Source organism: Bradyrhizobium sp. UFLA05-125, assembly GCF_059803515.1.
The window spans coordinates 99,130-111,360 of the sequence record NZ_JBANBJ010000008.1 but is presented as its reverse complement, the minus strand read 5'-3'; the positions used below and the strand labels follow the sequence as shown (position 1 = coordinate 111,360).

At 63.3% G+C, this 12,231-nt stretch carries 9 protein-coding genes; 3 read left to right on the top strand and 6 right to left on the bottom strand.

Annotation, left to right across the window (positions count from 1 at the left end; translation table 11 throughout):
* Window positions 1-174 precede the first annotated feature (174 nt).
* Window positions 175-783, top strand: coding sequence for a response regulator transcription factor (locus SO156_RS11220; RefSeq protein WP_458149656.1), 609 nt, complete (start codon window positions 175-177; stop codon window positions 781-783).
* A gap of 201 nt (window positions 784-984) precedes the next feature.
* Window positions 985-2,673, top strand: a complete 1,689-nt coding sequence (locus SO156_RS11215) for a mucoidy inhibitor MuiA family protein (protein WP_498534833.1) — start codon at window positions 985-987, stop codon at window positions 2,671-2,673.
* A gap of 140 nt (window positions 2,674-2,813) precedes the next feature.
* Here SO156_RS11215 and SO156_RS11210 read toward each other — a convergent pair whose 3' ends face one another.
* From SO156_RS11210 to SO156_RS11185, 6 genes are all read right to left on the bottom strand, one after another.
* The gene (locus SO156_RS11210) at window positions 2,814-3,983 is read right to left on the bottom strand and encodes an IS481 family transposase (RefSeq protein WP_498534832.1); all 1,170 of its coding nucleotides are present in this window, start codon (window positions 3,981-3,983) and stop codon (window positions 2,814-2,816) included.
* A gap of 148 nt (window positions 3,984-4,131) precedes the next feature.
* Window positions 4,132-5,487 carry an esterase-like activity of phytase family protein gene (locus SO156_RS11205; protein WP_498534831.1) on the bottom strand — a complete coding sequence of 452 codons (1,356 nt, stop codon included), beginning with the start codon at window positions 5,485-5,487 and terminating at the stop codon, window positions 4,132-4,134.
* An 85-nt stretch (window positions 5,488-5,572) separates the two neighbouring features.
* The gene (locus SO156_RS11200; RefSeq protein WP_498534830.1) at window positions 5,573-6,469 is read right to left on the bottom strand and encodes a carbohydrate ABC transporter permease; all 897 of its coding nucleotides are present in this window, start codon (window positions 6,467-6,469) and stop codon (window positions 5,573-5,575) included.
* Window positions 6,462-7,418, bottom strand: coding sequence for a carbohydrate ABC transporter permease (locus tag SO156_RS11195; RefSeq protein WP_498534829.1), 957 nt, complete (start codon window positions 7,416-7,418; stop codon window positions 6,462-6,464). Before SO156_RS11195 ends, SO156_RS11200 begins: the two co-directional genes overlap by 8 nt.
* A gap of 133 nt (window positions 7,419-7,551) precedes the next feature.
* Window positions 7,552-8,889, bottom strand: coding sequence for an ABC transporter substrate-binding protein (locus tag SO156_RS11190; protein ID WP_458149619.1), 1,338 nt, complete (start codon window positions 8,887-8,889; stop codon window positions 7,552-7,554).
* Window positions 8,890-9,004: 115 nt separating this feature from the next.
* Entirely contained in the window at window positions 9,005-10,048 is a 1,044-nt protein-coding gene (locus SO156_RS11185) for a C-terminal binding protein (RefSeq protein ID WP_458149618.1), read from the bottom strand.
* Between the two features lie 263 nt (window positions 10,049-10,311).
* Here SO156_RS11185 and SO156_RS11180 point away from each other — a divergent pair, with 263 nt between their 5' ends.
* Entirely contained in the window at window positions 10,312-11,997 is a 1,686-nt protein-coding gene (locus tag SO156_RS11180) for a methyl-accepting chemotaxis protein (RefSeq protein WP_498534828.1), read from the top strand.
* The last annotated feature ends 234 nt before the right edge of the window (window positions 11,998-12,231 follow it).

Here is a 12,231-nt window from a genome sequence, read left to right as displayed (position 1 = left end):
AGATGTCCCGAAATGTAAAATTTCTGTCCCGAGCAGTCAAATCCCGGAACCGTGTTGAACATACATATCGAAAACCGAAGCACCGGCGCAGATGCCGGTTCATGACGGCGCGCCTGGGCGATGCAGCCCGACGCCGTCTCGGGCCATTTGACCAAGACATTGTTGAGCAGGATGATGCCGGGAAACACGCTTTCCAAGGGTGAGGTATTCGTCATCGATACTGACGCGTCCTCCCGCGAACAACTTTCTATGGCGCTCGAGCAGAAGGCCTATGAGGTCGTCTGTTTTGCCGATGGTGCGTCTCTCTTGTCGGAGGCGAAGGTGCGCATGCCGGCCTGCGTCCTGCTCGAGATGCAGGCGCCGGATCGATCCGGCCTCGACGTGCTGAAGCGGCTGCGCGAGGAAAATTGCATGGCGCCGGTCCTGGTGACGTCCGCCAATGGCAGCATTGCCATGGCGGTCGATGCCATCAAGAGCGGTGCGTTCGATTTCATCGAGAAGCCGTTCGAGAGCCATGAGATTGCCGGCCGGATCGACGCTGCGATCGACGAATTTGCTCAGCCGGATTCGAACCTGCAACGCTGGCTCACCGGCTGCGAGCCGCTCACGGGGCGCGAAAGCGAGGTGCTGGAGCATCTGGCGGCTGGCCGCACCAATAAAGAGATCGCCCGGCTGATGCGCCTGAGTGCGCGAACGGTCGAGGGTTACCGCGCCAGTATCCTGAGAAAGGCCGGCGCGAAGAACGTCACGGATATGCTTCGCCGCATCTACGGCCAAGGGTGAACCAAGCGTGAACCTTGGCCGAACCGGAGCTGCGCGCTGACGCGGCCAGATGACGCGTTCCGCGGCCACGGCGCGGCCGCGGTGCCGCCGCACGGAAACCCCAATCGAACCGGTTCCTTACCTGCAGCGTCTCACCACGATGGTGAGGCGTTTCTCGCCGCATCCGGCTGGCGATGCGGCGACATTGGCAGGAGGGAATTCATGCGAACGATCGCGAAGAGTCTGGCGACGACGAGCCTGGTCCTGGTCACGGCGGCGATTGGGCCGCCGGCGTGGGCGGCCGATTTGGATGCGACGTCGGCCATCGACGCCGTCACGGTCTATCCGGATGGTGCGAGCGTCACCCGCGTCATCACGCTGGATCTCCCATCGGGTGACTCGACGCTGGCCGCAAAAGATTTCCCGCTCGGCCTCGACACTTCCTCCCTGCGGGTTGAGGGCGAGGCGGGTGCAAAGCTCACCATCGGCACCATCGATGCGCGGCCACCGCGCCAAGCCGCTCCGGTCAATCTGCCGGAACTCGACAAGCGCATCGAGGCGTTGAAGGACCAGCGCGCGGATTTGCAGGGCGCGGCCGATGCGGCCAGTGCCCGGCGCAAGTTTGCCGAACACTTTGCCGAGGCCTCTCCCGCCGGGATCGGCGAGAAGGGCGAGGCCCGGCCGATCGCCGAGTGGCGCGCAGCCTTCTCCGCAGTTGCCGATGAGATCGCCAGCGCCGATACCACGATCCGCGATGCCATGCGAAAGCAGCGCGAGATCGATCGCCAGATCGCCCAGCTCGAGGCCGATCGCGCGGCCAAGCCGCCGAGCAAGCTGGAGGTGCGGGTCGAAATCGCCTCCGCGGCCGCGACGAAAGCGACGCTGCGAGTGACCTATAATGTGCGCAACGCGCGCTGGGCGCCGCTCTACGACGCGCGTCTCGACACTGGCGTGAGGGACCACAAGCCGCAGCTCGAACTGGTGCGCCGCGCGGAAATCACCCAGTCGACCGGCGAGGATTGGTCGAATGTCAGCCTCGGCGTCTCCACCGTTCGCGTCAGTCGCGGCGGCAGCGCGCCTGAGCTGAATTCGTTGGTCGTCCGTTATCCGCAACTTCCGAAGCCGCTGGCATTGGGGGCTCCCTCGGATTTTGCGCGATCCTCGTCCACGCCCGCCTTCCGCGATCAAACGGAACAGCCTGCGCCAATGTCTAAAGTCGCGGAACCGCTCGAATCGCGCCAGCGTGCCGACGAGCAGCAGGCCAATGCCGAGATCGGCGATTTCCAGGCCGTCTACCAGATCGCAGGCCGCGTCAGCCTCGGTGCCAATGAAGGCGCCAAGAGCCTGCTCATCTCCACCATGACGGTCACGCCGGACCTCGCGATCCGCGCTGCGCCGGTGGTGGATCCGACCGCCTATCTCGAGGCGTCGTTCAAGCTCGCCGAGGACACCAACCTCTTGCCCGGCAAGGTCGCGATCTATCGCGACGGCGTCTTCGTCGGCCGCGGCAAGTTCTCGAGCGCCGCACGGACCGAGGCGATCTGCCTCGGCTTCGGCGCCGACGACAAGATCAAGATCGAGCGTTCGGTGATCCGGCAGAACGAGGGCACGGCAGGCGTGATCTCCTCGTCAAAGACCGATACGCGTTCGTTCCGGACCGGCGTGCGCAATGGTCATGATTTCCCGATCCGGATCGCGATCGAGGATCAGCTCCCGGTCAGCGAGAACGAGGACATCGCGGTCGAGATGCTGCCCGCGACCACGCCGCCCACGTCGACCAATCTGCGCGACAAGCGCGGCGTGCTGGAATGGGCGTTCGACGCCAAGCCCGGCGAAGTCAAGGAGATCAAGTTCGGCTGGCGTGTGCGCTGGCCCAAGGACAAGGGCATCGTGATGGCGCCTGCGGGGTAAGGGAGTCGCCGCTCTCATCTTGCCCAGCATTATCTCTTTGTCATGCCCCGGCTTGATGTATAGACCGGGCCATCCAGTACGCCGCGGCTCATTGGCTCAATCACGACCGTCTCGGAGTACTGGATCGCCCGGTCAAATGTTCAGCCCGGGGACATGACCGACGGGTGTTCGGGGACATAGCCGACACTTTTGCCGCTCGCCAAGTCGATGATAGCGACTTGGTGAGAGGCAAAGAAGACCCCGTATTGCGCAGCATTTGCCGAAGGGCGGATGGCGAGGCGCTCACCACGGAAGGCCTGAGGGACTTTCCAGAGACGCCCTTTGAAGCTGACATAGGCCTTGGTCGTGGAGACGCGGCGCACGATCTCGTGGCTATCGTAGTCGACCTTGGGCAATCGATCAGGCATGGCTCGCTGGCTCGGCCGATATCGGCTGGCCGGGACCTGTTGTCCGAGTGCCTCATGCGGTCGTTCGAAGTTGTAGACTTCCCGCCAGACGTCGAAGGCGCGCTGCGTCTCTGCAAGATCGCGGAAGTGCCGCAGCGCGAACACCTCAGCCGCGAGCGTGCGGTGGAACCGCTCGTTCTTGCCGCGGCTCTGCGGGTGATATGGGCGGCTATGGATGACCGCGATGCCGAGCTTGAGCAGCCACACCGAGAACCGCGTCCATCGCTCGCCGGAGGGATCACCCCAAGGTGAACCGTTGTCGACGAAGAAGGCCTCCGGAAGGCCGTAACGGCGAAAGGTCTCTTCCAGGCGGTTGCGTACAGTATCTGTGCGCTGATCGGCACAGGCCTGCAGGCACAGATCATAGCGGGAGTGGTCGTCGACAACCGTCAGAGGATGGCATTGGGTATCATTGCCGAGCCGAACCCACCCTTTGAAGTCCATCTGCCACAACAGATTGGGTGCCGGCATCTCGAAACGCCGGCTTGCCACCACGCCGCCGATCGCAGGCTTGATACGGCCAGACCGACGCAAGATCTGATGGACTGTTGAAACTGCGGGCGAACGCAAGCCCTCGCGCTCCAGGCAGTGAGCTATCTTGCGAGCTCCCCAAGCCGGATGAGCATCGCGTACCGCGAGGATGCGTTCCTCGAGCTCGCAATCGGTCTGTCCCGGGCTCGAATGCGGTCGGCGCGAGCGGTCGTCAACATCCCGGTCGGCCTGCCATCGTGCAAGCCATTTGTAGCCTGTGTCAGGATGGATATTGAAGCGCCGGCAAAGCTCCCGCCGGTTCGCTCCTTCCTGCATCGCAAGCCGAACGAACTCCCGCCGCTGATCCATCACCGACACCTCTCGCCACGGCATGGACTTGGCCTCCCACATTGCCAAATCCATGCACTATGATGTGTCGGCTATGTCCCCGAACACCCGTCGGTCATGTCCCCGGGCTGAACATCAAACCGGGCGATGACAGCGCGAGTGAGGAGGCGGCGTGATTGCGGCGAGAGCGTGCTCACTTCGCCTTCAGGAACTCGCCGACCTCGAGCAGCACGAACTCGTCGTCATCGGCCTTGTTCGGTTCGCGGCTGGATGAGAACGGCAAATTGTTGTCGTTGCCGACGATGATGTGCGTCTCGTCCACGCGGTCGACATTCTCGATGGTGAAGAAGGGGAAGGTGAGGACGCCGTCGTTGAGCGGCTTCCGCGCCTTCTTGTCGGGATCCTTGATCTTCATCAGGTCGATATAGCCGATCTTGCGCACGGGCTTGCCGACATTGGCGTCCGAGAGCTCGATCTTGTAGACGCGCTTGAACTTGGCGACATCAGGGAAGCAGTTATCGCCGCGCACGCCTTGGGGGCAGGCCTTGTCGGCGGTGCCTTCGCCATTGTCGCGTTCGATGACGAGGCCGCTGGTCGGGTCGATCATGTTGAAGTCGCCAATGGCATTGCCATTCCGCTCGAACACGTACTGCCAGTAGCGGCCGGTGAACTTTTCCGCGGCGACGTCGAATTCGAGGATGCGGGAGGCTTCCTTGCCGTCGACCCTCTCCCAATCCTTCTTCTCAGCGTCCCACAAGGGGCCTTCGAGCAGGCCGTACAGGAACTTGCCGTCCTTCGACGAGGCAAAGCCTTCAAAGCCCTTGGAGCGGCGCAGGTTGACGTTGGTATAGCTCGCGCCCGGAGCGCCCGGCGACTGCACCGCCCAGTGGTCCGGCGAGCGAACCGGCTTGCCGTCGGCGATCGTTTCGAACACGGCGAGGATCTTGCCAGTCTTGTCGGCCTTCAGGACGTAGGGGCCGAACTCATCGCCGATCCAGAATGTGTCGCCAATGATCTGGAAACCTTCGGTGTCGAAGTCGGAGCCGGTGAGATAGCGCTTCTCGGTGTCCTCATGCACGATGCGGAACGGGACCTTCTTGTCGGGATCGTGCAGGAAAACCGTCTCCTGCCGCTCGATCTTGCCGCTGGTCCAGTCGATCTTGTAGTGGTTCAAGTACAGCATCGAGTCCGTCGAGTTGTAGCGCGAGCCCATGCCGTTGTCGGTGATGACCCAGAAGGTGCCATCGCCCATCGACTTGATGCCGGAATGGCCCTGAAGCGGCTGGCCCTTGAACGGCAGCGACACGCCGGTCGAACGCTCGGCGGATTTGCCCATGACGGTACCGAGCGCGTCGACGCGCTTGCCGGTGGTGTACTTGCCCGAGGTCTTGAGGTCGGCGGGTGCATCGGCCGGCGCGTCGATGAACGACTCGGCTGGCATCACCGCGTGGGCAGTGAGCGTCGCGGGGAATTCGCCTTCGCCTTGGGCAAGCGCGGCGCCCGCGGTGAGAATGATCGTTGCGACGGAAGCAAGAAAGATCGGGCGCATTTGCGTCTCCTGTTGACGGACGCTCGCCTTATGCGGACCACATATTGCAGTTTTGTGAAGCCGGGCCAAACGCCGCAGGCGCGGCTTACTCCTTCACCGCGCCGGTCAGCGAGGACACGTAGTAATCCACGAACAGCGAATAGAAGATCGCGACGGGCAGCGAGCCGAGCAGCGATCCCGCCATCAGCGCCCCCCATTGATAGACGTCGCCGGTGACGAGCTCGGTCAGAATCGCGACCGGCACGGTCTTGTTGGAGCCGCTCTGGATGAAGGCGAGTGCGTAGATGAATTCGTTCCAGGACAGCGTGAAGGAGAAGATGCCGGCCGAGATCAGGCCGGGCACGGCGAGCGGCAATGTGATCCGCCGCAGGATCTGAAGCCTTGTTGCGCCGTCGACCAGCGCGCATTCCTCGAGCTCGTAGGGGATCGACTTGAAATAGCCGATCAGGAGCCAGGTGCAGAACGGCACCAGGAAGGTCGGATAGACCAGGATCAGCGCGAGCGGGCTGTCGAACAGGCCGAACTGCACCACCACGGTCGCGAGTGGAATGAACAGGATCGAGGGCGGCACCAGATAGGCGAGATAGATGCCGAGGCCGACATAGGGGCTGCCGCGGAAGCGCAGGCGTTCGATTGCATAGGCCGCCAGCGTGCTCGCGAACAGCGAGAGCGTGGTCGCACCGATCGCGACGAACATCGTCGTCTTCAGCCAGCGCGGATAGGCCGTTTCGAACAGGAGGTGCTTGATATGCGCCAGCGTCGGCGAGGTGATCCAGAACGGATTGTGCGCCTTGTAATTCAGCAGCTCGGCGTTCGGCTTGAATGCGGTGACCGCCATCCAGTAGAACGGAAACAGCAGGATCAGCACGAAGCAGCTGAGCGGCAGATAGATCATCATCACCCGTCGCGCGCGGGAATCCCAGGCCATGGTGTCGGGTGCGGCGTTCGCAGCGGCGGACGGCTGGGCGACAGCGTCAGTCATTGGCTTCTCCCTGCTGCCATTTGCGACGCGCCAGCCCAAAATAGGAAAACAGCGTCGCGAACACCAGGAACGGGATCATCGAGACCGCGATCGCCGCGCCCTCGCCGAGCTCACCGCCGGCAATGCCGCGCTGGAAGGCCAGCGTCGCCAGCAGATGCGTCGAGTTCACGGGGCCACCGCGGGTGATGGCGTAGACGAGCTGGAAATCGGTGAAGGTGAAGATGATCGAGAAGGTCATGACGATGGCGAGGATCGGCATCATCATCGGGAAGGTGATGTAGCGGAAGCGCTGCCAGGCGCTGGCGCCGTCGAGCATCGCGGCCTCATAAAGCGCGGGCGAGATGGTTTGGAGCCCTGCGAGCAGCGAGATCGCGACGAACGGGATGCCGCGCCAGATATTCGCCGCGATCAGCGAGAACCGCGCCGGCCAGGGCGTGCCGAGGAAGTCGATGTTGGTGGTGCGCCAATGCAGCACGTCGACCAGAAGATAAGAGATGATCGAGAATTGCGGATCGTAGATCCACCAGAACGCCAGCGCCGATAGCACCGTCGGCACGATCCAGGGCAACAGCACGATCGCGCGCAGCACGCTCTTGAACGGGATGTGGTTGTTGAGCAGCAGCGCCAGCCAGAAGCCGAGCGCGAATTTTCCGAACGTCGCGACGGCCGTGTAGAAGATGCTGTAGAACACGGCTCCCCACCACAGGGGATCGGTGAGCAGATATTGGAAATTCTCAAGGCCTACGAAGACGCCGCGCCGGCCGATCGTGGTGTCGGTGAAGGCGAGCCAGATTCCGAGCCCGAGCGGATAGGTGAGGAAGACGGCGAGCAGCCCGATCGCGGGCGTAAGGCACATCACGATCAGGAATGGCCTGTAGTCGAACAGACGCACCAGCCAGGAGGGCTGCCGTTGGGCGAGCGCGGAGGAGGGGAGTGTGGTCACGGACATTTTCGATGTCGTCCTCGTCCGAATGTCACCCCTCGTCATTGCGAGGAGCGAAGCGACGAAGCAATCCAGACTATTTCCAAGGATACATTTCTGGATTGCTTCGCTGCGCTCGCAATGACTGTGTCTTGGGGCGCTACCTGCGGAAGTACCGCTTCGCCCGGCGCTCGGCCTCCGCGGCAGCTTGCTCCGGTGTTGCGGCGTCTGTTGCGACCGAGGCGAACATCTGCACCAGCACGTAGTCGGCACGGATGGCGCCGGTCGCGGTCGAGATCGGGCCCTGGTAACCGTCCCAATACCGGTTCGACATCGTGTCCTTGAAGATCTTCAGCTTCGGATCGCCCGACCACACCGCGGACTCTGCGTAGTTGGCGAGCGGCTGCGCCCAGTAACCGCTGTTGGCGATCAGCCAGGGGTCGTACTGCTCCTTCTCCATCATGAACTGCAGGAACGCCTTCGCCGCGTTCGGATAGGGGCTGTGCTTGAACACCATCGCATTCATCGTCAGGCCGCCCATGGGCGATGACTTGGCGACCCCCTTCGGCAGGAACTGATGTTCCGTGTCCTCGGCGATCTTCGCGGTGGCCGTGTCGTTCTTCAGCGAGAAGTACAGTGAAATGCCGTTCGCCGTCAGCGAGATTTCCTCGGACGAATAGGCGCGGTTGTTGCTGACGTCGTTCCAGGACGTCGTGCCGGCGATGAACGTCGGAAAGAGCTGCTTCACATATTTCAGCGCTTCCACGGTCTCCTTGCTGTTGATCGTGAGATTGCCGTCGGCGTCGAGCAGTGCTCCGCCGAATGACCACAGCATCCAGCTCGCGAAACCGTTGCCGTCGCCGACGGCATTGCCGAGCGCGAACCCGGCCGGCTTGCCCGCCTTCTGGAGCTTCTGGCAAAGATCGAGGAAGCCGGCGTGATCGTCCGGCACCTTGTCGAAGCCGGCGGCCTGGATGATCGACTTGCGATAGACCAGTGGGCCGCCGGTCGCGCCGAACGGCAGGCCGATCCAGTTGTTGCTCTTGGCGCGCTTGCCGTATTTCTCCGCCAGGAACAGCCAGCCGCCATAGCGCTTGCCGAGATATTCGGCGACGTCGGACAGTTCGATCAGCTTGTCGACATAGATGTGCGGGGCGTCGGAAAAGCCGATGATGATGTCGGGGCCTGCGCCGGAATTGGCTGTCACGGCAGTCTGCTGGTTGATGTCTTCCCAGCCGACGAAATCGACCTTCACCTCGACGCCGGTGTTATCGCTGAAACGCTTTGCGTTGGCACGGAACACGTCCTCGTCCGGCTGGACGAAGCGCACCGGCCGCAGCATGCGCAAGCTTGCGCCCTTCTCGATTGGCAGCGACGGTGCCGCGACGTCGACAGTCTTGATGCTGGATGGGGTTTGCGCTGCAGCACCGGTGGCCGCAAACGCCGCAACTGACAGCCCAAGGCCAATTGCATCACGACGACTGATGTCGTTTCTCATCAGTTCCTCCCTTTTATTATCCCTTCCCGGCGTTGATCGCCGGTGAAGGGTCATCGATCTGGCCTATTCTTTCACGCGAACCGGTCTCCAATTCACCTGAAGGCGCATCACAGGCTTAGCTGTTCGGGCCGCGATCCATGCCGACGGGCTGCCAGCGTCGCAGCGCCGTGTTTTGCAGCACCGACGGATTGACGCAGCTTACCGGCCACATCCCCTGAAGCACCAGTGACAATTCGTAGCCCACGCGCCGCTTGCGCGCTTCGTCGAACCGTGCCGAGGCCGAGGCGACATGGGCGGTCAGCGTGACGTTCTCCATGCCGAGCAGCGGATTGTTGTGCGAGGGCGGCTCCTTCTCCAGCACGTCGAGCGCGGCATGCGCGATCCAGCCTTCCTGCAGGGCCTTGATCAGGCTCTCCTCGTCCACGGTGGTGCCGCGCCCGGTGTTGATGAAGATCGAGCCTTTCTTCATCTGGCGGAAATGCTTCTCGGTCAGCATGTGGTGGACCTCCGGCCGCGCCGGCGCGTGCATCGAGACGAAGTCCGATTGCGACAGCACCTCGTTCAGCGTCGCCGGCATCACGCCGTGATCGTACATCAGCGTTTCCTGGATGAAGGGATCATAGGCCATCATCCGCAGGCCGAAGGGGGCGGCGCGCTTGGCGACCGCGCGTGCGACGCGGCCGAAGGAGATGAAGCCGAGCGTCTGTCCCATCAGCCGCGGTATCTTCAGCAGTGCCGGCCGGCCCTCGGCCCAGCGCCCGGTGCGCACCATCCGGTCCTGCTCGACCAGGCGGCGGAAGCCCGCAAGCAGCAGCATCATCGCGTGGTCGGCGACCTCCTCGATGAAAGTATCGGGGATGTTGGTCACGGGAATGCCGCGGGCAGTTGCCGCCTTTACATCGACGCTGTCGACGCCGACGGAGCCGAGCGTGATCGCCTTGCAGTTTTCCAGCGCGTCGATGATGGCTTTGGTGATCGGGATGCCCTTGGCGTAGATCGCGTCAGCCGTTCTGGCTGCGGCGATGAACTCGGTTTCGTTGGCCGGCGCCTCGATGATCTCCGCGTCGATCGGATCGAGCGCCTCCCGCTCGAAGGAATAATCGCTTCCCGCGACCGTGAAGCTCGCGCCCTTCGGCGTCACCACCCTGAATTTCGGCATTTCCTGCTCCGATTTGGTTTGTCGGTTCTTGTTGTCTGACCCGGCCTTGACGGCCGGGCCTTTGCGTCTTTTACGCGAAATTGAGCGCGACGCGTACAATCGTCGGTTGCCGCAGACTGCGGCGTCTGCGGGTTTTCGCGTCTCCTACGGGCTTCTACGGAGCCATCGTAACAAGTTGCTAATGGGTCCCACACTAAAAATTGATTCAAATTCGATCGACCCACCCGCGTGCCCGTAATCCCCTCTATTGCCGGAGCCACTACGTGATGTTGAGCAATCTGAAGATCGCCCCCAAGCTTGGCATCCTTGTCGGTGTCACCTTGTTCGGCCTGTGCATCTCCGGGGTTCTGGCCGGCTACTTGATGAAGCGCGAGATGGTGAACGCGCGCATCGACCAGACCAAGGCCATCGTCGACCTGGCCCGCAACTATGCGAACACCCTGGTGAAGCGGGTGAATGCCGGCGAGATGACGAAGGACGCTGCGCTGGCCGAATTCCGCCGCTACGGCAACGCAATGACCTACGACAAGAACTCGGGCTATCTGTTCGCCACCACCAGCGATGGCATCACGCAGCTCGCGCCCGATCCCAAGCAGGTCGGCACCAACCGCATGGACGTCGAGACGAATGGCCGCAAGCTCTCCAGGGAGTTCATGGACGGCGTCAAGGCCAACGGCGAAATGCTGCTCTTCTACGAATACGTGAAGCCCGGTCAGGAAAAACCGATCCGCAAGCTCGGCTATGCCGTCGCGGTTCCCGGCTTCGACATGTATCTCGGCACCGGCGCTTATCTCGAGGATATCGACGAGAAGATGGGGCCGGTCTACTGGCTGCTCGGCCTGTCGATGCTCGGCATCGTCATCGTTGCCGGCAGCGTTGCCTGGCTGCTCGGCCGCAGCATCAGCCTGCCGCTGAACAGGCTCGGCACGCGCATGAACGAGCTCGCCGACGGCAAGCTCGAGGGCGACATCCCCGGCGTCGGCCGTGGCGATGAGGTCGGTGCGATGGCTTCGACCGTGCAGATCTTCAAGGACAATGCGATCCGCATCCGCGACCTCGAGAAGACCGAGGGGATCGCCAAGGAACGCGCCGCTACGGAACGTCGCAGCGCGATGGAAGGCATCGCCAGCGATTTCGAGCGCAGTGTCAACGGCATCGTGCGTTCGGTTTCTTCGGCTGCCGCCGGCATGCAGACCACGGCGCGATCGATGACTGCGACCGCGAGCGATGCCAGCGCGCGTGCGGCCACCGTCGGCGCCGCCTCGCAAAAGGCGTCCGGCAATGTCGGCACGGTTGCGGCTGCCGCCGAAGAGCTGTCGAGTTCGGTCACCGAGATCTCGCGTCAGGTGACGCGCTCCACCGAGGTCGCGAGCAAGGCAGTCAGTGACGCCGAGCGCACCAACACCACCGTGCAGGTGCTGTCCTCCGGCGCCGAGAAGATCGGCGAGGTCGTCAAGCTCATCCACTCGATCGCGGCGCAGACCAACCTGCTGGCGCTCAATGCCACCATCGAAGCGGCGCGCGCCGGCGAATCCGGCCGCGGATTCGCGGTCGTCGCCTCCGAGGTCAAGGCGCTCGCCAACCAGACCGCGAAGGCCACCGAGGAAATCTCGGCCCAGGTCGCGGCGATGCAGACCTCGACCAGCGACGCGGTCGCCGCGATCGCCGGCATCACCCGGACGATCGCCGAGATGAGCGAGATCACCGCAGGCATTTCCGCCTCGATCGAGCAGCAGGGCGAGGCGACGCGCGAGATCGCCCGCAACATCCAGTCGGTCGCAGCCGGCTCCAGCGAGATCAACGCCCATATCGGCAGCGTGACCTCGGCGGCCGCGGCGACGGGTACGGCCGCCTCCGACGTGCTGTCGAACGCCCGCGAGCTCGACAACCAGTCCGGCGCGCTGCGCAGCGCAGTCGACGGCTTCCTCGCCAAGGTGCGGGCGGCGTAGGAATACACTCGTGCCCCGGGCACAGAATTCGTAGGGTGGGCAAAGGCGCGTGAGCGCCGTGCCCACCGCTTCTTTCGAGGCTTTGGAGGCTTCATGGTGGGCACGCGGAGCCTGTCATCGGGCGCGCGTTCGCGCGACCCGGTGGCTTTGCCCACCCTACGAGAGCGTCACAGCGTCACAACTGGCCGGCGTCCCTTCACTGCTTCTCGATCTGGCTGGCGCGCTCGCGCCCTC

Excerpts from the sequence above, each read along its gene's own strand:
- SO156_RS11205 (WP_498534831.1), bottom strand. The coding sequence starts at position 5,487 with ATGCGCCCGATCTTTCTTGCTTCCGTCGCAACGATCATTCTCACCGCG.
- SO156_RS11185 (WP_458149618.1), bottom strand. The coding sequence starts at position 10,048 with ATGCCGAAATTCAGGGTGGTGACGCCGAAGGGCGCGAGCTTCACGGTC.
- SO156_RS11190 (WP_458149619.1), bottom strand. The coding sequence starts at position 8,889 with ATGAGAAACGACATCAGTCGTCGTGATGCAATTGGCCTTGGGCTGTCA.
- SO156_RS11215 (WP_498534833.1), top strand. The coding sequence starts at position 985 with ATGCGAACGATCGCGAAGAGTCTGGCGACGACGAGCCTGGTCCTGGTC.
- SO156_RS11195 (WP_498534829.1), bottom strand. The coding sequence starts at position 7,418 with ATGTCCGTGACCACACTCCCCTCCTCCGCGCTCGCCCAACGGCAGCCC.
- SO156_RS11220 (WP_458149656.1), top strand. The coding sequence starts at position 175 with ATGCCGGGAAACACGCTTTCCAAGGGTGAGGTATTCGTCATCGATACT.
- SO156_RS11200 (WP_498534830.1), bottom strand. The coding sequence starts at position 6,469 with ATGACTGACGCTGTCGCCCAGCCGTCCGCCGCTGCGAACGCCGCACCC.
- SO156_RS11210 (WP_498534832.1), bottom strand. The coding sequence starts at position 3,983 with ATGCCGTGGCGAGAGGTGTCGGTGATGGATCAGCGGCGGGAGTTCGTT.